19 protein-coding genes, 1 tRNA gene and 1 pseudogene are annotated in these 20,762 nt (G+C 71.3%); 8 read left to right on the top strand and 13 right to left on the bottom strand.

The window, feature by feature from the left end; genetic code table 11:
• Positions 1-181 precede the first annotated feature (181 nt).
• A pseudogene (locus C1J00_RS17190) lies at positions 182-970 on the top strand (S41 family peptidase); the annotation flags it as partial.
• A gap of 151 nt (positions 971-1,121) precedes the next feature.
• On the opposite strand, the gene C1J00_RS17195 reads toward C1J00_RS17190, so the two are convergent.
• The 4 genes from C1J00_RS17195 to C1J00_RS17210 all read right to left on the bottom strand — a co-directional run bounded on the left by C1J00_RS17195 (position 1,122) and on the right by C1J00_RS17210 (position 4,744).
• Positions 1,122-1,340 carry a hypothetical protein gene (locus C1J00_RS17195; RefSeq protein ID WP_102909958.1) on the bottom strand — a complete coding sequence of 73 codons (219 nt, stop codon included), beginning with the start codon at positions 1,338-1,340 and terminating at the stop codon, positions 1,122-1,124.
• A gap of 76 nt (positions 1,341-1,416) precedes the next feature.
• Entirely contained in the window at positions 1,417-2,298 is an 882-nt protein-coding gene (locus tag C1J00_RS17200) for an SDR family oxidoreductase (RefSeq protein ID WP_102909959.1), read from the bottom strand.
• Positions 2,295-3,221 carry an alpha/beta fold hydrolase gene (locus tag C1J00_RS17205; protein ID WP_102909960.1) on the bottom strand — a complete coding sequence of 309 codons (927 nt, stop codon included), beginning with the start codon at positions 3,219-3,221 and terminating at the stop codon, positions 2,295-2,297. The genes C1J00_RS17200 and C1J00_RS17205 overlap by 4 nt, the downstream gene beginning before the upstream one ends.
• Positions 3,218-4,744, bottom strand: coding sequence for a flavin-containing monooxygenase (locus tag C1J00_RS17210; protein ID WP_102909961.1), 1,527 nt, complete (start codon positions 4,742-4,744; stop codon positions 3,218-3,220). Before C1J00_RS17210 ends, C1J00_RS17205 begins: the two co-directional genes overlap by 4 nt.
• A gap of 155 nt (positions 4,745-4,899) precedes the next feature.
• Between C1J00_RS17210 and C1J00_RS17215 the strand changes: the two genes are divergently transcribed.
• A complete protein-coding gene (locus C1J00_RS17215; RefSeq protein WP_102909973.1) occupies positions 4,900-5,517 on the top strand; it encodes a MerR family transcriptional regulator in 618 nt (205 codons plus the stop codon).
• Here C1J00_RS17215 and C1J00_RS17220 read toward each other — a convergent pair.
• The gene (locus C1J00_RS17220) at positions 5,514-6,317 is read right to left on the bottom strand and encodes an exodeoxyribonuclease III (protein WP_102909962.1); all 804 of its coding nucleotides are present in this window, start codon (positions 6,315-6,317) and stop codon (positions 5,514-5,516) included. The genes C1J00_RS17215 and C1J00_RS17220 overlap by 4 nt on opposite strands.
• A gap of 60 nt (positions 6,318-6,377) precedes the next feature.
• Here C1J00_RS17220 and C1J00_RS17225 point away from each other — a divergent pair, with 60 nt between their 5' ends.
• Complete coding sequence (locus tag C1J00_RS17225) at positions 6,378-6,866, top strand: GNAT family N-acetyltransferase (protein WP_102909963.1); 489 nt, start codon at positions 6,378-6,380, stop codon at positions 6,864-6,866.
• A gap of 133 nt (positions 6,867-6,999) precedes the next feature.
• Here C1J00_RS17225 and C1J00_RS17230 read toward each other — a convergent pair.
• From C1J00_RS17230 to galU, 7 genes are all read right to left on the bottom strand, one after another.
• Positions 7,000-7,073 (bottom strand) — tRNA-Ala (locus C1J00_RS17230).
• An 83-nt stretch (positions 7,074-7,156) separates the two neighbouring features.
• The gene (gene sepX / locus C1J00_RS17235) at positions 7,157-8,371 is read right to left on the bottom strand and encodes a divisome protein SepX/GlpR (RefSeq protein WP_102909964.1); all 1,215 of its coding nucleotides are present in this window, start codon (positions 8,369-8,371) and stop codon (positions 7,157-7,159) included.
• A gap of 172 nt (positions 8,372-8,543) precedes the next feature.
• Positions 8,544-9,164 (bottom strand): GNAT family N-acetyltransferase, encoded by a 621-nt coding sequence (locus C1J00_RS17240; RefSeq protein WP_102909974.1) that lies wholly within the window; start codon positions 9,162-9,164, stop codon positions 8,544-8,546.
• A 23-nt stretch (positions 9,165-9,187) separates the two neighbouring features.
• The gene (locus C1J00_RS17245; RefSeq protein WP_102909965.1) at positions 9,188-9,688 is read right to left on the bottom strand and encodes a MogA/MoaB family molybdenum cofactor biosynthesis protein; all 501 of its coding nucleotides are present in this window, start codon (positions 9,686-9,688) and stop codon (positions 9,188-9,190) included.
• Positions 9,685-10,194 (bottom strand): cyclic pyranopterin monophosphate synthase MoaC, encoded by a 510-nt coding sequence (gene moaC, locus C1J00_RS17250; protein WP_102909966.1) that lies wholly within the window; start codon positions 10,192-10,194, stop codon positions 9,685-9,687. The genes C1J00_RS17245 and moaC overlap by 4 nt, the downstream gene beginning before the upstream one ends.
• Before the next feature lie 82 nt (positions 10,195-10,276).
• Entirely contained in the window at positions 10,277-11,617 is a 1,341-nt protein-coding gene (glp, locus tag C1J00_RS17255) for a molybdotransferase-like divisome protein Glp (protein ID WP_102909967.1), read from the bottom strand.
• Positions 11,618-11,621: 4 nt separating this feature from the next.
• Positions 11,622-12,524 (bottom strand): UTP--glucose-1-phosphate uridylyltransferase GalU, encoded by a 903-nt coding sequence (galU, locus tag C1J00_RS17260; protein WP_102909975.1) that lies wholly within the window; start codon positions 12,522-12,524, stop codon positions 11,622-11,624.
• Between the two features lie 168 nt (positions 12,525-12,692).
• Between galU and C1J00_RS17265 the strand changes: the two genes are divergently transcribed.
• On the top strand, positions 12,693-13,241 hold the full coding sequence (locus tag C1J00_RS17265) for a 5-formyltetrahydrofolate cyclo-ligase (protein WP_439333410.1): 549 nt from the start codon (positions 12,693-12,695) through the stop codon (positions 13,239-13,241).
• Positions 13,242-13,289: 48 nt separating this feature from the next.
• On the opposite strand, the gene C1J00_RS17270 is transcribed toward C1J00_RS17265, so the two are convergent.
• Complete coding sequence (locus tag C1J00_RS17270) at positions 13,290-16,136, bottom strand: penicillin acylase family protein (protein WP_102909968.1); 2,847 nt, start codon at positions 16,134-16,136, stop codon at positions 13,290-13,292.
• A 267-nt stretch (positions 16,137-16,403) separates the two neighbouring features.
• Here C1J00_RS17270 and C1J00_RS17275 point away from each other — a divergent pair, with 267 nt between their 5' ends.
• The 4 genes from C1J00_RS17275 to C1J00_RS17290 all read left to right on the top strand — a co-directional run.
• On the top strand, positions 16,404-17,903 hold the full coding sequence (locus C1J00_RS17275) for a potassium/proton antiporter (protein ID WP_102909969.1): 1,500 nt from the start codon (positions 16,404-16,406) through the stop codon (positions 17,901-17,903).
• 274 nt (positions 17,904-18,177) lie between these two features.
• Positions 18,178-19,470: an MFS transporter gene (locus C1J00_RS17280; protein ID WP_102909970.1), complete on the top strand. Its 1,293-nt coding sequence runs from the start codon at positions 18,178-18,180 to the stop codon at positions 19,468-19,470.
• A 67-nt stretch (positions 19,471-19,537) separates the two neighbouring features.
• Positions 19,538-19,873, top strand: coding sequence for an FmdB family zinc ribbon protein (locus tag C1J00_RS17285; RefSeq protein WP_102909971.1), 336 nt, complete (start codon positions 19,538-19,540; stop codon positions 19,871-19,873).
• 77 nt (positions 19,874-19,950) lie between these two features.
• A partial coding sequence (locus tag C1J00_RS17290) for an S-methyl-5'-thioadenosine phosphorylase (protein WP_102909972.1) occupies positions 19,951-20,762 on the top strand: 812 nt, incomplete at its 3' end.

A 20,762-nucleotide genomic window follows, 5' to 3' on the forward strand; every position in this document is an offset into this window, starting at 1 on the left:
GGGCTTGGCTGGGGGCTTGGCCGGGAGCCCGGCGACGAGCCCGGCGGGGGGCTTGGCGAAGAGCCCGGCAAAGAGCCCGGCGGAGGGCTTGGCGAAGAGCCCGGCGGAGAGCTTGGCGAAGAGCCCGGCGGAGAGCCCGGCCGGAGGCCCTGCCGAGGGCTCGGCGGAGAGCCCGGCGAAGAGCCCGGCCGGAGGCCCGGCTGAGGCCTTGGCGGAGAGCCCGGCGGACGGCGGTGGCCCGCCCCGGCGGGTCGCCGTCGTCCCGCTCGTCGACGAGCGGCCGCTGCGCTACCAGGACTGGGTGGCGAAACGCCGGGCGGTGGTACGGGATTTGAGCGGCGGACGCTGCGGCTATCTGCACATCCCCGACATGGGCGGCTCGGGCTGGGCGCAGTTCAACCGCGATCTGCGCATGGAGGTGTCCCGGCCCGCCCTGATCGTGGACGTGCGCGGCAACGCCGGCGGTCACATCAGCGAGCTGGTCATCGAGACGCTGAGCCGGACGATCCTGGGCTGGGACCTGACCCGCGACGCCCAGCCGGTGTCGTACACCTCGAACGCGCCACGCGGCCCGGTGGTGGCCCTGGCCGACGAGGCGACCTCCTCCGACGGCGACATGATCACCGCCGCGTTCAAGCTGCTGAAGCTCGGCCCGGTCGTGGGGCAGCGCACCTGGGGAGGAGTGGTCGGCATGACCGGCCGCCACGAGCTGGGCGACGGCACGGTGATCACGGTGCCGATGAACGCGGCCTGGTTCGAGGCCTACGGCTGGTCGGTGGAGAACAAGGGCGTCTCCCCCGACATCGACGTCCTGCGCACCCCGCTGGACTGGGCGGAGGGGCGGCACGCCCAGCTGACCGACGCGGTGGAGCTGGCGCTCGGACTGCTGGAGAGCAACCCGCCGGCGACGCCGCCGACCTACAGCGACGTACCCGACCGCTCCCGTCCGAAGCTGCCGCCCAGGACATGAACGCCCGGGTCCGGGACGTGACAAACAGCCCGGACCCGGAGGTCACACACAGCCCGCCCGGGCCCGGAGGTCACACACGCCCGGCCCTGAGGTGACACACGGGAAAGGGGCGTCCCGCACAGGGACGCCCCAGTCCGCTCAGCACGCTACGTCAGGCGTCGAAGTCCTGGTCGAAGCGGTCCTCCTGCTCGCGCTCACGGTCGCGCTGCGGCTCCGTGCGCTCACGGTCGCGCTGCGGCTGCGAGGGGTCCATGTCCTCGTCACGCCGGCGGTCGCGGCCCGGCACCTGCTCGCGAGCCTGCTCCGCCTTCTGGCGAGCCTGGTTCTGCCACTGCTCGGACTTCTCCTGGAACTGGTCCTTCATACCCATGTGGGTTCACTCCCGTTGGGGGTGAGGGGATCTGGCTCGTCCAGATTCACACGGGCCGTGACGCTACGCATGTCGATCACTTACGGAGCGTAGTGCGCTGCTCGTCGGCCGCTCCACCGGCCCCGACCAGGCCCGTGCGCATGCCCGTCAGCCGGTCCGCGAACCGCCGCATCTCGCGCTGGCCCACCGTCCCGATGACCGCGGGCAGGTAACCCCGCACGCCCTGCATCCCGCGCAGCCACCACTGCCCGTACACATGGCTCGACCTGCGCTCGATCCCCTCCACGAGCCGGTCCACGGCCGGCCCCAGCGGGTAGGTCTTGTTGGACGGCCAGGGCAGCCGCTGCCTCAACTCCCGCATGACGTCGTCCTGGTCGGCCCCGCGCACCATGTCGGTGTCGGTCCACGACAGGTACCCGACGCCCACCTTCACGCCCCGGTGCCCGACCTCGGCACGCAGGCTGTGCGCATACGCCTCCACGCCCGACTTGGACGCGCAGTACGCGGTCATCATCGGAGCCGGGGTGATCGCGGCGAGGGACGCGATCTGCAGCAGATACCCCCGGCTCCGCAGCAGCGACGGCAGGAAGGCGCGGCCGGTCACCGCCGAGCCGATCAGATTGACCTCGATCACCCTGCGCCAGGACTCCGGGTCGGAGTCGACGAAGGGCCCGCCGGTCGCGACACCGGCGTTGGCGACGACGATGTCGACCCTCCCGAAGCGCTCCTCGACCTCACCGGCGACCCGGGCCATCGCCTCGTGTTCGGTGACGTCGGCGTGCCAGTGGTCGCTGTCGCTGTGCAGCCGCCCGGACACCTGCTTGAGCCCGTCCGGTTCCAGGCCGACCAGCGCCACCTTCACCCCGCGAGCGGAGAGCTTGCGGGCCAGCAACTCCCCGACCCCGCGCGCCGCCCCGGTCACCACGGCGACCTTCCCCTCAAGGCTCACCCTGCTCATGCGCTCTCCTCGGATACGACCTGGACGACGTGTGTGCGGACGAGTTCCCGGATGGTGCCGGTGACCAGTTCGGGCGCCTCGATGGGCGTCATGTGGCCGATGCCGGGCAGTTCGACGATGCCGGTGCAGTGCGGCAGCGCGGCGGCCAGGGCCCGGGCCTGCCCCGGCGGCGTCAGCCGGTCCGCCGTCCCGACGATCACGGCCGTGGGCACGTCCAGCTCCCGCACGCCCTGGTCGAGGTCCAGCAGATCCAGCACCTGCGACCAGGAGTAGCGGACCTTGCGGGGGCAGGCGTGCACGATCCGGGCGCACGCCTCGATCATGTGCGAGGCCGAACCGGGGCCCATGGTCCCGTACTTGAGGATCCGGCGGGCCAGCGGTGTGACCGGCCCGAGCGGGGCACGGGAGCCGAGGATGCGCCGGGTCAGCCAGGTCCGCACCCGCCCCGCCCTCATCGGCACGACGGTGGAGGCCGCGACCAGTTGCGAACTGCCCGTGCTGCACAGCAGGACCGCCGCCGCGTGCGCACGGAACGCGGCTCTCGCGGAGGCCGCCATGACGGTCATCCCGCCCATGGAGTGCCCGGCGACCACAGCCTGTTCGCCGGGCGCGAGGGTCGCCCGGAGCACGGCTTCCAGATCGTCGGCGAGCGCTTCGGGGCTGCACGCCGGGCTCGCCGGGCTGCGCCCGTGGCCGCGCTGGTCGTAGGCCACGACCCGGTGGTCCGCGGCCAGGTCGCGGATCTGCGCCGCCCAGAAGGCGGTGGAGCAGGTCCAGCCGTGGGCCAGGACGACGGCGGGCGCGCCCTCGGGCCCGTGGACCTCGACGTGCAGCCGGGCGCCGTCGGCGGAGACCGCGGTCAGTTCACGCGCCGGGGCGGGCGGGGCGTAGGGGCCGGATTCGACGTGCAGGAGGCGGCTCACGCTTCCACCCCGGCCTTCTCCTGCGTCCCGATGCTCTTCCTGACCGCGGGCGCCCGCAGGACGTCGTACTCCGCGAGGTCGACGCGCCGCGTCGCCCGCCGGAACTCGCCGGTCGTGCCGGGCCAGATGGTGGTGTTGCGGCCGCTCGCGTCGAGGTACCAGCTGGTGCAGCCACCGGTGTTCCACACGGTGCGCTTCATGCGCTCCTGCACCCGGTGGTTCCAGGCGCGCACCGCGTCCGGGCGGGCGTCCAGGGCCACCCGGCCTCCGAGGACGTCCAGTTGACGGACGTAGTCGGCCAGGTAGTTCAGCTGGGACTCGATCATGAGGATCATCGAGGAGTTCCCGAGGCCGGTGTTGGGCCCGATGATCGTCATCCAGTTGGGGAAGCCGGCCGCCGAGGCGCCGCGCAGGGCCTCCATGCCGCCCTTCCAGGTCTCGGCGAGGGTCCGCCCGTCGGCGCCCACGACCCGCTCGGCGATGGGCATGTCGGTGACGTGGAAGCCGGTGCCGAAGACGACCGCGTCCACCTCGGCCTCACTGCCGTCGGCGGCGACCAGGGTGGACCCGCGGACCTCGGCGAGCCCGCTCGCGACCACGTCCACGTTGGGCTGCGCGAGCGCCGGGTAGTAGTCGCTGGACAGCAGGATCCGCTTGCAGCCGATGCGGTAGTCCGGGGTGAGTTTCGCCCGCAGCGCCGGGTCCTTGATCGAGCGGGCCATGTTGCGCCGGGCCAGCTCCTCGACGAGGCCGAGCTGCTTCGGATGCTTGGTGAACGCCTGGACCTGCAGCTCCCGGATGCCCCACAGCAGCCCGCGCCGGATCTGCGAGGTGAAGGGCAGCTGCCGGTGCAGCCAGCGCTCGGCATCGCTGATGTTCCGGTCGACGCGGGGCATGACCCAGGGCGGGGTGCGCTGGAACAGCGTCAGGCGTGAGACCTCGGGCTGGACGGCGGGCACGATCTGGGCGGCCGAGGCCCCGGTCCCCACCATGGCGACGCGCTTGCCGCGCAGGTCGCAGTCGTGGTCCCAGCGGGCCGAGTGGAAGACCTTGCCCGGGAAGGAGTCCAGCCCCGGGATGTCCGGGATCTTCGGGTCCGACAGCGGCCCGGTCGCCGACACGACCATGTCCGCCGACAGGCTTCCGCTGCTGGTCTCGATGTCCCAGCACAGCCGCTCGGCGTTCCAGCTCATCCGCTTCACCTCCGAGTCGAAGCGGATGTGCGGGCGCAGCCGGAACACGTCCGTCACATGCTCCAGGTAGGCGCGGATGTGCTCCTGCCCCGAGAAGGCGCGCGGCCAGTCGGGGTTGGGCGCGAAGGAGAACGAGTACAGATGGGACGGCACGTCACACCGGCACCCCGGGTAGCTGTTGTCCCGCCAGGTGCCGCCGACACCGCTCGCCCGCTCCAGGACGACGAAGTCGGTGACGCCCTCGCGGCGCAGCCGCACGGCGGCCCCCAGCCCGCCGAACCCGGACCCGACCACAGCGACCCGCACATGCTCGTGTTCGCGCTCGCCCATGCCGACACCTCCACACACCACGAGAACCATGCCAGTGAACACTGGCGCAATGGGAGCGTAGGGCAGCGGCGTACTGATGGGTAGGGGGCGGGGCGAGGAAAGTTACCCCTGGTACGCCTTAAGGTGCCCAGGTGGCCGAGAAGCGTGAATACCGCATGGAAGAGCTGGCCCGCCTCGCCGGGATCACAGTGCGCACCCTGCGTTTCTACCGCGAACGCAAGCTGATCCCGCCACCACGCCGCGAGGGCCGCATCGCCTGGTACGACGACCAGCACCTGGCCCGGCTGCGCACGATCACGGCCCTGCTGGAGCGCGGCCACACCCTCAGCGGCATCGCGGAACTGGCGGAGGCCTTCGACCACGGCCGCGACGTCGGCGACCTGCTGGGCGTCGGCGGCCCCACCGAGGAGGAGCCGGTCCACCTCACCCCCGAGGAACTCGCCGACCACTTCGCCGGCGAGGCCACACCGGACAACCTCGCCGCCGCGATGGAACTCGGCTACCTCGGCACCGACGGCGGAGAGATCGTCCACGTCAGCCGCCGCCTCCTGGATGTCTCCTCGGCCCTGGTCCACGAGGGCATCCCCCTCGCGGAGGTCCTCGCCGCCGCCCAACAGGTCCGCATCCACGCCGACGCCCTCGCCGAACTCTTCACCACCCTGGTCCTCCGCCACGCCTCCCCCGAGGACCTGCCCCGCCTGCGCCCACTGGCCCGGAGCGTGGTGGAGGCGGAACTGTCCCTGGCGCTGGACCGCAGGATGCGCAAGCCCTAACGGTCGTAGACGACGGTCACCGGGGCGTGGTCCGACCACCGCTGCGCGTGCGTGGCCGCCCGCTCCACGAACCCCTTGACCGCCCGCCCGGCGAGCCCCGGGGTGGCGATGTGGTAGTCAATCCTCCATCCGGTGTCGTTCTCGAAAGCCCGCCCCCGGTACGACCACCACGAGTACGGCCCCTCGGTGTCCGGGTGGAGCGCGCGGACGACGTCGACGTACCCGCCGTCCTCGGGAGTGAGGACCCGGGTCATCCACTCCCGCTCCTCCGGCAGGAACCCGGAGCTCTTCTGGTTCCCGCGCCAGTTCTTCAGGTCGGCCCGCTCGTGGGCGATGTTCCAGTCGCCGCAGACCAGCACCTCGCGTCCCTCGGCGGCGGCACGCTCCCGCAGCTCCTTCAGATGGGCGAGGAACTCCCCCATGAAGCGTTCCTTCTCGTCCTGCCGCTCGGTGCCGACCTCACCGGAGGGCAGGTAGAGGGAGGCGACGGTGACCCCTGGCAGGTCGATCTCCACGTACCGCCCCCTGCCGTCGAACTCCTCCGAGCCGAACCCGACCCGGACCCGGTCGGGCTCGCGGCGGCTGTACAGGGACACACCGGCCCGCCCCTTCGCGGCGGCCGGCGCGTGCACGACGTGCCACCCCTCCGGCGCGCGGACGGGCCCGGGAAGCTGCTCCGGCTCGGCGCGCACCTCCTGCAGGCACAGCACATCGGCTTCGGTCTCCGCCAGCCACCCCACGAAGCCCTTCTTCGCGGCGGCACGCAGCCCGTTCACATTCACAGAGGTCACAGTGAGCACCCGGGCACGATACCGGCACGCTGGACGAGGTCCAGTTCCGGATCGAATACGGTAGCGGCCATGCACATACGCCGGGTCTCCTTCGACCACCCCGACGCCATGAAGCTGAACGACCAGGTCCAGGCCGAGTACGCCGTCCGCTACGGCGACGACGGTGACGCCACGCCCATGGCCGCCGCGGACTTCGACCCGCCGAAGGGCGTCTACCTGATCGCGTACGACGAGCACGGCACCCCCGTCGCCTCGGGCGGCTGGCGGGCCCAGGACACCAACGACGAGGGCAACCTCGACGGCGACGCCGAGCTGAAGCGCATGTACGTGATCGACGGCATGCGCGGCAGGGGCCTGGCCCGGCGCATCCTCGCCGCCCTGGAGGAGGACGCCCGCGCGGCCGGCCGGATCCGCATGGTCCTGGAGACCGGCACCAAGCAGCCGGAGGCCATAGCCCTGTACACGTCCAGCGGCTACGAGCCCTGCGCCAAGTTCGGCTACTACCGCCTGTACGAGTCGAGCCGCTGCTTCGCGAAGGACCTGCGGACCACCGGCTGACGGATGCTCAGCGACGGTCGCCACTGTGGCCCGTGTCACCCGGCGCGGGCCACCAGCGCCGCCGGCTCACCGATCAGGCCCTGAACACACGTCAGAGCCCCGGTCGGTTTCCCGACCGGGGCTCTGAGCTGCGTGGACCTGAGGGGATTTGAACCCCTGGCCCCCTCGATGCGAACGAGGTGCGCTACCGGACTGCGCCACAGGCCCTTGCAACGAGTGAAACTTTAGCACTCCGATCGGCCTGCTTGGAAATCCGTTCCCCAGGGGCCGTCACCTGCGGCTTCGTGAGCCTATTCATTGGCGGCCCGGGGCCGATCCCCGTCCTCGTACTGGTCGAACAGCGGGGTGCGGCCGCGCTCGCGGGCCCGTCGGGCCGAGGCGGCCCGGCGGGCGTCGCTGCGTCCGTCGCCGTCCCCGTCGTCGTCGGTGTCCTGGGCGGGGGGCTGCGGCTCGCCGGGGCGGTCCTCGGCGGACTCGGTCTCCGTGTTCGGGGTGACCGAGCTCGACCGCGCCGAGCTCCAGGTGTCGGGGGCGCCGAGATCCACGTCACTGGTGGCCCTCGGGGCGACCGGGGCGGTCACGTACGTCGGCAGGGGCACCGGCACCGGCTCCCAGCTGTCGCCGCCCTGGCAGGGTCGGCGCTGCCGCTCGCGCTGCTGGTCGACCCACTCCGCGTGGTCGGTCTGCTCGACGAGGGCGCGCCGGTCCGCCGCGAGGGCCGACAGGCCGGGGTCGGTCACCGGCTCTGGTCCCTCCTCCGGTTCGTCGCTCTGGTCGGCCGGGGCGCGCCGGCGGGGCTGGCGGCTCCGCTCGCGCAGGCGCTGCGCCGCGACCTCGGCCATGCGGCGGTCCATCTGGTAGGCGAAGCGGCGGCGCTCCTGGGAGCGCAGGTAGGCGATGTAGACGCTGAGCATGACCGCGGGAACGCCGGGCGCCCACAGGAAGGCGAGCCCTCCGACCGCGGCGACGATCGCGCCGAGGGTGAAGGCGGCGAACAGCATGGTGGTGGTGCGCCGGCGGCGCGCGAGCACCTTCGAGCGCCGGGCTCGTGCCGCGGCCGCCTCGTTCGCCTGTGCCGAGGCGCTGCGCCGGGCCGCGGGGACCCGTTCCCGGGGGCGTCCGGACGTCGCCGCGTGCGGTGCGGGCGACTGGCGGGCCTGGGGTTCGGGGGCCGCCGGGCGGGCCGGCTGTTCGGGCTCGGGCGAGGGTACGGGTGCCTGGGTCTGGGGCCGGGTCTTGGACACGGCGAACGCCCGGACGTCCACCGAGTCGGTGGCGGCGTCCAGGTCGTCGGCGCCCTGCTCCCCCTCGTCGGTGGAGCGCGCCCGGTCCTTGGCGTACCGGCGCTCCATTCCCGCCCTTCCGGACAGCAGCCGGATGGCGGTGCTGAAGCGTTCCGTCGGACGGGCCTCGTTCAGCTCGTCCTGCCTACGGAGCCACATCGGCACCAAGTAGGCGGCCCAGGCCCCGACGATGACTGCGTAGATGAGGCCGCTGCTGCTCACGCCTCACACCGTAGAGGGGTTTGCGTGAGGCCATCTGCCAATTGAGCCGGTGTGTCGCACGATCTGGCTGATATTTCGAACTTTTCTTGTGATGGATGCGATCAGCAGACCGCCTAGGCCGGGAATTCATTGCCCTGAGATGGTCACCAGTCGATCAATTTCGAACACTTATTCAATTTCCGGGGTGGTGCCGCATTCCCGGATTACTCTGCGATCGTGCCCGCTGCCAGCGCCTCAGCAACCCGTCCGGCACCTCCTCCGCGGTGAGGGCGAAGACGAGATGGTCGCGCCAGGCCCCGTCGATGTGGAGATAGCGAGGGCGCGGACCCTCCTCGCGGAATCCGAGTTTCTCCACGACCCGGCGGCTGGGTCCGTTCTCGGGGCGAATGCAGATCTCGACGCGGTGCAGTCCGACGGTGCGGAAACAGTGGTCGGTGACGAGCGCCACCGCCGTCGGCATCACACCGCGGCCGGCCACCGCCTCGTCCACCCAGTAGCCGACGTGGCCCGAGCACATCGAGCCCCAGGTGATCCCGGCGACCGTCAACTGCCCGACCAGCCGCCCCTGGTACTCGATGACGAAGGGCAGCATCCGGCCCGCGTTCGCCTCCGACCGCAGGTGGCGGACCATCTGGCGGAAAGTCGGGCGGTGCGCCATCGGCCCGCCGGGCGTGGGCGGCGGAATCGTCGCCTCCCAGGGGCGCAGCCAGTCGCGGTTGCGCCGGTTGACCTCACGCCATGCCCGCTGGTCGCGCAGCTTTATCGGCCTGAGGACGATGTCGCCGTCCACCAGCTCAACGGGCCAGGATGGGCTGTTCAGCTCGCACCCCCGCTGCCGGGTCTGGGGTGGTCGCCGCCCCGGAGCTGCTCGACGGCGTGGACGAGCAGCGGCTCCAGGACGGCGAGGCCGTCCTTCACGCCGCCGCTGGAGCCGGGCAGATTGACGATCAGCGTGCCGCCCGCCACTCCGGCCAGGCCCCGGGAGAGCGCCGCCGTCGGCACCTTCTCCCGGCCGAAGGCCCGGATGGCCTCGGCGATGCCCGGCACCTCGTGGTCGATGACGCGGCGGGTCGCCTCGGGGGTGCGGTCGGTGGGCGAGATGCCCGTGCCGCCGGTGGTGACGATGACGTCGTAGCCGGCGTCGACCCCGGCGCGCAGGGCGGCCTCCACGGGGTCGCCGTCGGGGACGACCTGCGGGCCGTCGACCTCGAAGCCGAAGCGCTGCAGGCCGTCGGAGATCAGCGGGCCGCCCTTGTCCTCGTAGATCCCGGCGGCGGCCCGGTTCGAGGCCGTGACGACCAGAGCGCGATAGGTCATGCCCGGCTCCAGTCGCCCGACTTGCCGCCCGTCTTCTCCTCCACCCGTACGTCCGTGATGACCGCTCCCTTGTCGACCGCCTTGACCATGTCGACCACGGTGAGCGCGGCGACGGAGACCGCGGTGAGGGCCTCCATCTCGACACCCGTGCGGTCCGTCGTCTTCACGGTGGCCAGGATCTCCACGGCGTCGTCCGCGACCGACAGGTCCAGTTTCACACCGGACACCGACAACGGGTGACAGAGCGGGATCAGATCGGGCGTTCGTTTGGCGCCCATGATCCCGGCGATCCGCGCGGTCGCGAGGGCGTCGCCCTTGGGGACGCCCTCGCCGCGCAGCAGCTCGATCACGCGGGGCGAGACGAGGACACGTCCGCTGGCGCGGGCGGTGCGCGCGGTCACGTCCTTCTCCGACACGTCGACCATGCGGGCGGCGCCCGCCGCGTCGATGTGCGTCAGCCGGTCCTGCGTGGGGCCGTCCTGCGGGGGTGGGTCCTGCGTGCTCATGCTGTGTGGCGCTCCCGGTCCGGGCCCGTCCCGGTGCGGCGCACGGGCCTGTTGTGCGCGACACGGTACCCCCAACCAGCGGCTATCGGCCGAGCAGGACCACCTCGACGTCGGCGCCCGGCTCGACGGACTCGGTGTCCTCGGGGACGGCGATCAGGGCGTCCGCGTGGGCGAGGGCGGCGACCAGGTGGGATCCGGCGCCGCCGACCGGGGTGACCTTGCCGTCGGCGTAGGTGGCGCGCAGGAACTGGCGGCGGCCCTTCGGGGAGGTCAGCGCCTTGTCGCCGGTCAGCGTCGCCCGGGTCGTCGGGCGGTGGACGTCCCGCAGGCCCATGAGGGTGCGGATCGCGGGGCGGACGAAGAGTTCGAAGGAGACGTACGACGACACCGGGTTGCCGGGCAGGGCCAGCAGCGGGGTGTGGTCGGGGCCGATGGAGCCGAAGCCCTGGGGCTTGCCGGGCTGCATGGCGAGCTTGCGGAAGTCGATGCCGCTGCCGGCCTCGTCCTCGTCGCCGACGTGGGACAGGGCTTCCTTGACCACGTCGTACGCGCCGACGCTCACGCCGCCGGTGGTGACCATCAGGTCGGCGCGGACCAGCTGGTCCTCGATGGTGGAGCGCAGGGTATCGGCGTCGTCGGCGACGGCGCCCACGCGGTAGGCGATGGCGCCGGCGTCGCGGGCGGCGGCGGTGAGGGCGAAGCTGTTGGAGTCGTAGATCTGACCGGTGCCCAGTTCCGTGTCCGGCTGGACGAGTTCGCTGCCGGTGGAGAGCACCACCACGCGCGGGCGCGGGCGGACCCGGACGGTGCCGCGGCCGATCGCGGCGAGCAGGGCGATCTGGGGCGGTCCGAGGACGGTGCCGGCCTCCAGGGCGCGGTCGCCGGCCTTCACGTCGCTGCCCTTGGCGCGCACATGTGCGCGCGCCTCGGCCGGGCGGTACACGTGGACGTGCCCGGTGGCGCCCTCGGGGCCGAGGCTGCGGGCGCGCATGCCGCGCACCGGGCCCTCGCCGAGCCCGCCGTCGGTCCACTCGACGGGCACGACCGTCTCGGCGCCGGGCGGCAGCGGGGCTCCGGTCATGATGCGGGCGGCCTGGCCAGGGCCCACGTGGAGCAGTTCGGCCTGGCCCGCTGCGACGTCCCCGACGACCTCCAGGGCCGCCGGGAACTCCTCGCTCGCGCCCGCGACGTCCGCGACCCGTACCGCGTATCCGTCCATCGAGCTGTTGTCGAAGGGCGGCAGGGACACCGGCACCGTGATGTCCTCGACGAGGACGCAGTCCTGGGCGTCGAGCAGGTGCAGCTCGATGGGTTCCAGGGGCCGGACGGTGGCGAGGATGTCCTCCAGGTGCTCGTCCACCGACCAGAGGTGGTCGGCGTCGGAGTGGTCCTGGCCGGTGACGTGGGGCGCGGCGCTGCTCAACGTGCTACATCTCCTCGGCTACGTAACTGCGGAGCCAGGTCCGGAAGTCCGGTCCCAGGTCTTCACGTTCGCATGCGAGTCGGACAATGGCACGCAGGTAGTCCCCGCGGTCGCCGGTGTCATAGCGGCGGCCCTTGAAGACGACGCCGTGCACCGGGCCGCCGATCTTCTCGTCCTCGGCGAGCTGCTGGAGGGCGTCGGTGAGCTGGATCTCGCCGCCGCGGCCCGGCTCCGTCCGGCGCAGTATCTCGAAGATGTGCGGGTCGAGGACGTAGCGGCCGATGATGGCGTAGTTGGACGGGGCGTCGGCCGGGTCGGGCTTCTCGACCAGGCCGCTGATCTGGACGACGTCGCTGTCCTCGGTGGTCTCCACGGCCGCGCAGCCGTAGAGGTGGATCTGCTCCGGGGCGACCTCCATGAGCGCGATGACGCTGCCGCCGCGCTGCTCCTGGACCTCGACCATGCGCTGCAGCAGCGGGTCGCGGGGGTCGATGAGGTCGTCGCCGAGGAGGACGGCGAAGGGCTCGTCGCCCACGTGCGGGGCGGCGCACAGGACGGCGTGGCCGAGGCCCTTGGGGTCGCCCTGGCGGACGTAGTGCATGGTCGCGAGGTCGCTGGACTCCTGCACCTTGGCGAGACGGCTGGCGTCGCCCTTCTTCTGGAGGGCCGATTCCAGCTCGTAGTTGCGGTCGAAGTGGTCCTCCAGGGGGCGCTTGTTGCGGCCCGTCACCATGAGGACGTCGTCGAGACCCGCGGCGACGGCCTCCTCGACCACGTACTGGATCGCGGGCTTGTCCACGACCGGCAGCATCTCCTTGGGAGTGGCTTTGGTGGCCGGCAGGAACCGGGTGCCGAGGCCTGCTGCTGGAATGACAGCCTTGCTGATCCGAGGGTGCAACTGAGTCATGTCCGCCACCCTATCCGGTGCCTTTGCATGGAATCTGCGGCTCCGGTTCATAGGCGCTCATATGAGCGTATTGCGACGGTACGGGAGCAACCATTGAGGCCTATCGCACGTCCGGGCGAGCCTGACAAGCGGAGTTTGCGGCGCGAGATCCTCGCGGCGAGGAGCAGGTTGACGGCGGATGACCTGCGGGAAACGTCGGCCGCGCTGGCCGGGCGGGCGCTGGAACTGCCCGAGTTGGCGCGGGCCGGAACGGTGGCGGCGTACGTCTCGGTGGGGAGCGAGCCCGGGACGCTCGCGCTCCTGGACGCGCTGCGCGCCCGGGGCGTGCGCGTGTTGCTGCCGGCCCTGCTGCCCGACAACGACCTGGACTGGGGTGCGTACGAGGGCGGGGGCTCCCTGGCGCGCGTGCAACACGGCGGCAGGATGGCCCTCTTCGAACCCGCGGGCGAGCGCCTCGGGCCGGATGCCGTGACCACCGCCGACGCCGTGCTGCTTCCCGGGCTCGCGGTCGACGCGCGCGGGATGCGGCTCGGGCGCGGCGGCGGCTCGTACGACCGGGTCCTGGCGCGGCTGGAGCGGGCCGGGGCGCATCCCGCCCTGGTAGTACTGCTGTACGACTCCGAGGTCGTCGAGCGCGTCCCCGCGGAGCCGCACGACCGGCCGGTGGACGCGGTGGTGACACCGTCGGGGGTGCGCCGGTTCCGGCCGGCGTCCTGACGCCGAAGGGCCCTCCACGCGCGCGTGGAGGGCCCTTCGTTCACCGGCTCACGGCCGGAGCACCAGCTTGTCGGCCGTGCTCTTCTCGACCGCCTGGTCCGAGAAGGACCACGGCAACAGCTCGCCGTCGGCCCACTTGTCGGTCTGGTCGACGTAGTGCGCGTTGTAGGCGTGCCCGGAGGCGCCGGTGAGGTTGATCCACTTCGACTTGTCGAGGTCGCCGAGGTTCACCACCATCCGCATGGACGGCACCCACACCACCCCGTAGCCGCCGGCCGCGTTCCAGCCGGTCGCGTTGACGGTGGCCTCGCCGCCGCCGAGCTCCCAGGGGCCGCGGTTGAGGGCGTACTGGATGAAACCGGGGCCCGCGGTGCCGAGGGTCTGGTTCTTCAGGAACAGACGGTGCAGCCGGCCCCAGCTCCAGGTGTCGATGTCCTTGCCGAGCTTGGCGGTCAGCTCCCAGCGGGCGTCGATCATGGCCCGCTTGAGCAGCTGGTCGCGGTTGACGGCGCCCGGGCGGCTCTTGCTCACCTTGGGCGTCTTCCACCAGTCGCTCTTCGGCTGGTTCATGAGCCCCCGCACCACTTCGAACCAGCGGTCGCCGCCGTCCGGCTGCGCCTTGTCGGGATCGCGCTGGCCGCACTCGCGGACCTTCTCGGCCTCGTCGGCGGGGCCGGTGGTGTTGACCGGCTCGACCCACAGACACTGGCCCTTGGGGCGCAGCTCCTTGGGCAGCTTGTTGCCGAAGGCGAGCTTGAGGACGTTGCGCCACACCGCGTTGAAGTAGGCCGCCGCCGCGGAGTCGGCGTCCTGGGTGTAGTCCCAGCCCTCCAGGAGCTTCTGCGCCTCGCGGACGTCCTTGTTCTCGGGGTCGATCTTCAGCAGCTTGGGCACCAGCAGCCGGGCGATCTCGCTGCTGTTGTCCAGCTGCATCTGGCGCATGTCGTCGGTGGAGATCTTGCCGCCGTCCTTGATCTTCGACTGGATCAGGTCGGTGATCCGCTGGCTGCGCGCGCCGTAGCCCCAGTCGGCGGTGAGCGTGTACGGGTACTTGTCCGGGTCGATCACGGCCTGGTTGGCGGTGACGATGTAGCCGCGCTCCGGGTTGTACTCGTAGGGCAGCGCGTCCTGCGGGATGTAGCCGGTCCAGCGGTACTTCGGATCCCAGCCGGGCGCCGGGACGGAGCCGTCGTCGCCCTTCGCGCGCGTCGGGATCTTCCCCGGCAGCGTGTAGCCGATGTGGTTCTCTGTGTCGGCGTAGATCAGGTTCTGCGAGGGCACCTCGAACTGCGCGGCGGCCTTGCGGAAGTCGGTCCAGTTCTTCGCCTTGTCCATGGCGAAGACGGCGTCCATGGTGGTGCCGGGCTGCAGGGCGGTCCAGCGCAGCGCGACGCCGTAGCCGTCGCCTCTGTCGGGTGCGGCGGTGTCGACGGTGGCCTTCCTGCCGACCTTCACGAGCTCCTCGTCGCGGTCGGACAGCAGGGGCATCCCGTCCTCGGTCTGCCGTACGACGATCTTCTTGGACTCGCTCCCGGCGACCTTGATGGTCTCCTCGCGCGTCTTGAAGGGCTTGACCTTGCCGTCGTACAGGTAGCCGTTGCCGGTGATCTTCTCCAGGTAGAGGTCCGTGACGTCGACGCCGGAGTTGGTCATACCCCAGGAGATGTCCTGGTTGTGGCCGATTATGACGCCCGGCATGCCGGCGAAGGTGTAACCGCTGACGTCGTACTGGCACGCGCTGGAGACGCTGCGGCAGTGCAGGCCCATCTGGTACCAGACGGACGGCAGGGAGGGCGACAGGTGCGGATCGTTGGCCAGCAGCGGCTTGCCGGTGATGGTGTGCTCCCCGCCGACGACCCAGGAGTTGGAGCCGATGCCGTCGCCGTTCACGCCGACGGCCGGCGGGAGGTCGTCCAGGACCCTGGTGAGGCCGCCGAGCTGGCTGTCCAGGCCCGCGGTGCCCGAGGCGCCGGAGGCCGTGCCGCTCGCGCCGGACGTGCCCGAGGCGGTGCCCTGGGTGCCCGCCGTTCCGGCAGCGGCTCCCGCGGTGCCGCCGGTGCCGTTCGCACCCGGTGTACCGCTCGTGCCGGATGTGCCGTTCGTCCCGCCCTGCTCGAACGCCCTCGTCAGCTCGTTGTACTGGCCCTCCTGGACGATGGCCTTGTTCCGGCTGGACGGGTACCGCGGGTACAGGTCGGCGATCTGCTTCGGGCCGAGGCGGCTGGTCAGCAGGGCGCGGTCGATCTCGTCCTGCATGTTGCCGCGCAGGTCCCAGGCCATCGCCTTCAGCCAGGAGATCGAGTCGACCGGGGTCCACGCCTGCGGCTTGTAGTCGTTGGTGAAGCCCAGCGCCGCGTACTCCAGGGAGATGTCCTCGCCGTCCTTGCCCTGGAGGTAGGAGTTGACTCCCTTGGCGTAGGCCTGGAGGTACTTCTTCGTGGCGGCCGACAGCTTGGTGTCGTACTCCTGCTTGGCGACCCGGTCCCAGCCGAGGGTGCGCAGGAACTCGTCGTTGTCGACCTGGCTCTTGCCGAACATCTCCGACAGGCGCCCGGAGGCCATGTGGCGGCGGACATCCATCTCGTAGAACCGGTCCTGCGCCTGGACGTAGCCCTGCGCCATGAACAGGTCCGCGTCGGAGGAGGCGTAGATCTGCGGGATGCCGTAATGGTCGCGCTTGACCTCGACGGGGCCCGAGAGGCCCTTCAGCGTGAGGGTGCCCTTGGTCTGCGGGAAGGAGGCCCGGACGGTGCTGATGGACCAGTACGACCCATAGGCCACGCCCCCGATGAGGGCCAGCACCAGGACGAGCACGATAAGGCGGGCTTTGCGCCCCTTTCTCCTGCCGGACTTGCCGGGCTGCTGACCCGTGGAGGCGGTGGTGTTGGGGGGCATCGCTGTCCTTGCTGTCCTAACGCGAGCGGCAGGTTCGGCTGTGCTTTTAACTGAGCGCTGGAGCAACGATAGGCGCAGGGCCCAGCGCCCCTTGACGCGGAGTCGGGAACCGGCACGGACGGACGTTCGATCTTGCCTCAAGAAGTGTCAAGAAATCGTCAAGAGTTAGGTAAGGTAACGAAGTAGTTGGCGCGGTGCGCCACAGCTTCATGTGCGATGTACGTGAGCCCACGCGCGCGTGCGTGCGGCTAGGGAAGGAATCGGCCGCTGACTGTTCACCACCTCAACCAGCTCCTGCTCGTCTGCTCGCTCGTCCTGCTCATCGCCGTCGCGGCGGTACGGATCTCCTCGCGCAGCGGGCTCCCCAGCCTGCTCGTCTACCTGGGGATCGGCGTCGCCATGGGCCAGGACGGCGTGGGCGACATCCACTTCGACAACGCCGAACTGACTCAGGTCATCGGGTACGCGGCCCTGGTCGTGATCCTGGCCGAGGGCGGTCTGGGCACGAAGTGGAAGGAGGTCAAGCCGGTCCTGCCGGCCGCCACGGCACTGGCGCTGGCCGGTGTCGCGGTGAGCGTCGGGGTCACGGCGTCGGCCGCGCACTACCTGATCGGCCTGGAGTGGCGGCAGGCCCTCATCATCGGGGCGGTCGTCTCCTCGACCGACGCGGCGGCCGTGTTCTCCGTGCTGCGCAAGATCCCGCTGCCCGCACGCGTCACGGGCACGCTGGAGGCGGAGTCCGGCTTCAACGACGCCCCGGTGGTCATCCTCGTGGTGTCCCTGTCCACGGCCGGGCCCGCGGAGCACTGGTACGTGCTGCTGGGCGTGATCCTGCTGGAGCTGGCGATCGGCGCGGCCATCGGACTCGCGGTGGGCTGGCTGGGCTCGTGGGGGCTCAGGCACGTGGCACTGCCCGCCTCCGGCCTCTATCCGATCGCCGTCATGGCGATCGCCGTGGTGGCCTACGCGGCCGGCGCGCTCGCCCACGGAAGCGGCTTCCTCGCGGTGTACCTCGCCGCGATGGTGATGGGCAACGCGCGGCTGCCGCACTGGCCGGCCACCCGCGGCTTCGCCGACGGCCTCGGCTGGATGGCCCAGATCGGCATGTTCGTCCTGCTCGGCCTGCTGGTCACCCCGCACGAGCTGGGTGACGACATCGTGCCCGCACTGGCCATCGGGCTGGTGCTGACCATGGTCGCGCGACCGCTGAGCGTGGTGCTCTGCCTGTCGCCGTTCCGGGTGCCGTGGCAGGAGCAGGCCCTGATGTCCTGGGCGGGGCTGCGCGGGGCCGTGCCCATCATCCTGGCGACCATCCCCATGGTCGAGGGCGTCGACGCCAGCCGCCGGATCTTCAACATCGTCTTCATCCTGGTCGTCGTCTACACCTTGGTCCAGGGCCCGACGCTGCCCTGGCTGGGCCGCAAGCTGCACCTCGGGGACGGCTCGGAGGCCGCCGACCTCGGCATCGAGTCCGCCCCGCTGGAGCGGCTGCGCGGCCATCTGCTGTCCGTGGCGATCCCCGGCGAATCGAAGATGCACGGCGTGGAAGTGGCCGAACTGCGCCTGCCGCACGGCGCGGCCGTGACGTTCATCGTGCGCGCAGGCGAATCCTTCGTTCCGCTGCCGACGACGATATTGCAGCGCGGGGACGAGCTCCTCGTGGTCGCCACGGACCCCGTCCGGGACGCGACCGAGAGCCGGCTGCGGGCCGTGGGGCGCGGCGGCAAGCTGGCCGGCTGGCTGGGCACGGACGGGGCGAGCCGTTGAGGGCTTTTTGGTCGGTTTGGTCGGTTTGGGATTTGTAGGGCGTGCAGCGCCATGGTGCTCACTTTCACAGGAGCGCACCCTCTTGATCCCTGTACGATGAAGGCGTTACCCAGATCGAACCAACTCTGCCTGACGCAGAGCTGGCGCGACCGTATGGCGGTCGGGACACCCCTCCTCACCGGGCCCCGGCATCTACCGCAGTTCCGCGCAAGAGGACAGCTCTCGGCGCCCCCGCTACGGGGCCGCGCTACCAGGCGGCAGAAAGGCACGGGCCGTGGCGTCCACGGTCACCTCGAAGGCGTCGGAGAACCCGACGCCTTCCGCCCGCCCGGGATACGGCCGGCTGCTGCGCACCCGCGGCGCCTGGACGTTCCTGCTCCCCGGCTTCGCGGCACGCCAGCCGTTCGCGATGCTGACCATCTCCATCGTGCTGCTCGTGCAGCACACCACCGGCTCGTACGGAGCGGCGGGCGCCGCCGCGGCCGTCACCGGTGTCTCCATGGCCCTGTTCGCGCCCTACAGCGGCCGTCTCGCCGACCGCTACGGGCAGCGCACCGTGCTGATCCCCGGGGTGCTGCTGCACGCGCTGTCCGGTCTGACGCTGACGGCGCTCGCGCTGCTGGACGCGCCCCTGTGGGCGGTGTTCGCGGCGGCCGTCCCGACCGGTGCGTCCGTGCCGCAGGTCGGCCCGATGGTGCGGGCCCGCTGGGGCGTGAAGCTCAAGGACTCGCCGCTGATGACCACCGCCGCGGCCTTCGAGTCCGTCACGGACGAACTGACCTTCGTGGTCGGACCGCTGCTGGCCACCGCCCTGTGCACGGCCGTCGACCCAGCCGCCGGACTCGTCACGGAAGCCTCGCTGACCCTGGTCGGCGGTCTGCTGTTCGCCGCGCAGAAGAGCACACAGCCCTCGGTCGCCACCCGCGGGCACGCGCGCGTGGAGCACGTTTCGGCGCTGCGCATCCCCGGGGTGCGCGTGCTGATCGTGACCTTCCTGGGCATCGGCACGGTCTTCGGCGGCATGCAGGTCTCGCTGGCCGCGTTCACCGAGTCGATCGGCGAACCGGGCCTGAACGGCGTCCTCTACGGCGTCTTCGCCGCGGGCAACATGCTCTCCGGCGTGGTCTGCGGCGCGATCGCCTGGAAGGCCGCCCCGCGGCGGCGCCTGGTCATCGGCTACACGGCGCTCGCCCTGGCCGCGTCGGGCCTGTGGGCCGCCCACTCGGTGCCGGTCCTCGCCGGCCTCGGTCTGCTGGTCGGCATGTGCATCGCGCCCGCCCTGATCACCGGCTACACCCTGGTCGACAGTCTGGTCCCGGCCGGTGCCCGCACCGAGGCCTTCACGTGGCTGACCGGGGCGGTCGCGCTGGGCCAGGCCGCCGCCGTCACGGTCGCCGGACAGCTGGAGGACCGCTTCTGGTCGGGCGCCGGTTTCCTGGTGCCGATGGGCGGCACGATGCTGGCCCTGGTGACCCTCCTGGCACTGCGGTCCCACCTGGCGGCGCGGGCCAACGGCCGGACCGTCGCACGTGGCGTGGGTCACCGCGTGCCGGTGGCAGTGGACTGAACGGCCGGAATACGTCACTATGGATCGTCGTTAGCACTCATCGAGTGAGAGTGCCAGGAGGAAGACAGTGCCCACCTATCAGTACCAGTGCACCGAGTGCGGCGAGGGCCTCGAGGCGGTGCAGAAGTTCACCGACGACGCTCTTACCGAGTGCCCCAACTGCACGGGCCGCCTGAAGAAGGTGTTCTCGGCGGTCGGCATTGTCTTCAAGGGCTCCGGCTTCTACCGGAACGACAGCCGCGGCTCCTCGTCGAGCAGCGCCCCGGCGGCGAAGTCGTCGAGCTCCGCGTCCTCGGGCTCGTCGTCCTCCGACTCGGGCTCGTCGAGTTCCGCTTCGGGTTCCGCTTCGAGTTCGTCCTCGACCACCGGCAGCTCCTCCAGCAGCAGCACCACCGCCGCGTAAGGCCTGATTCTTACGGGACCCTGTCGCCCTCGGGCGACAGGGTCCTCGGCGTTTCCGCGTGCGGTTAGGGTGCGGGCATGGCGAACAAGGCGAACGTGACGGACCAGGAAGACGCCGGGATCGGCGTCATCGGCGGCTCGGGGTTCTACTCCTTCCTGGACGACGTGACCGAGATCCAGGTCGACACCCCGTACGGGCCGCCCAGCGACTCCCTCTTCCTCGGCGACGTCGCCGGCCGGCGGGTCGCCTTCCTGCCGCGGCACGGACGGGGCCACCACCTGCCGCCGCACCGGATCAACTACCGGGCCAACCTGTGGGCACTGCGCTCGGTCGGCGTGCGCCAGGTCCTCGCCCCGTGCGCCGTGGGCGGCCTGCGCCCCGAGTACGGGCCGGGCACGCTGCTGGTGCCGGACCAGCTGGTCGACCGCACGAAGTCCCGCGCGGGCACCTACTTCGACGGGGTGCCCCTGCCCGACGGCTCCGTGCCGAACGTGGTCCATGCGTCGCTGGCCGACCCCTACTGCCCCGCAGGACGGGCCGTGGCACTGAAGGCGGCGCGCGGCCGGGACTGGGAGCCGGTGGACGGCGGCACACTGGTCGTGGTCGAGGGTCCGCGCTTCTCGACGCGTGCGGAATCGTTGTGGCACCAGGCGCAGGGCTGGTCGGTGGTGGGCATGACCGGCCACCCCGAGGCGGCGCTCGCCCGTGAGCTGGAGCTCTGCTACACGTCGCTGACCCTCGTCACCGACCTCGACGCGGGTGCCGAGACGGGCGAGGGCGTCTCGCACGACGAGGTGCTGCGGGTGTTCGCGGCGAATGTCGACCGGCTGCGGGGAGTGCTGTTCGACGCGGTGGCCGGGCTGCCCGGGGCTGTCTCTTATACAAATCT

The organism is Streptomyces cahuitamycinicus, from assembly GCF_002891435.1.
Taxonomy (GTDB): Bacteria; Actinomycetota; Actinomycetes; order Streptomycetales; family Streptomycetaceae; genus Streptomyces; species Streptomyces cahuitamycinicus.

What these genes read in the sequence shown, in the direction of transcription:
- C1J00_RS17195 (WP_102909958.1), bottom strand. Translation starts at nt 1,340, where the DNA reads ATGGGTATGAAGGACCAGTTCCAGGAGAAGTCCGAGCAGTGGCAGAAC.
- C1J00_RS17200 (WP_102909959.1), bottom strand. Translation starts at nt 2,298, where the DNA reads ATGAGCAGGGTGAGCCTTGAGGGGAAGGTCGCCGTGGTGACCGGGGCG.
- C1J00_RS17210 (WP_102909961.1), bottom strand. Translation starts at nt 4,744, where the DNA reads ATGGGCGAGCGCGAACACGAGCATGTGCGGGTCGCTGTGGTCGGGTCC.
- C1J00_RS17215 (WP_102909973.1), top strand. Translation starts at nt 4,900, where the DNA reads ATGGAAGAGCTGGCCCGCCTCGCCGGGATCACAGTGCGCACCCTGCGT.
- C1J00_RS17225 (WP_102909963.1), top strand. Translation starts at nt 6,378, where the DNA reads ATGCACATACGCCGGGTCTCCTTCGACCACCCCGACGCCATGAAGCTG.
- C1J00_RS17245 (WP_102909965.1), bottom strand. Translation starts at nt 9,688, where the DNA reads ATGACCTATCGCGCTCTGGTCGTCACGGCCTCGAACCGGGCCGCCGCC.
- moaC (WP_102909966.1), bottom strand. Translation starts at nt 10,194, where the DNA reads ATGAGCACGCAGGACCCACCCCCGCAGGACGGCCCCACGCAGGACCGG.
- galU (WP_102909975.1), bottom strand. Translation starts at nt 12,524, where the DNA reads ATGACTCAGTTGCACCCTCGGATCAGCAAGGCTGTCATTCCAGCAGCA.
- C1J00_RS17270 (WP_102909968.1), bottom strand. Translation starts at nt 16,136, where the DNA reads ATGCCCCCCAACACCACCGCCTCCACGGGTCAGCAGCCCGGCAAGTCC.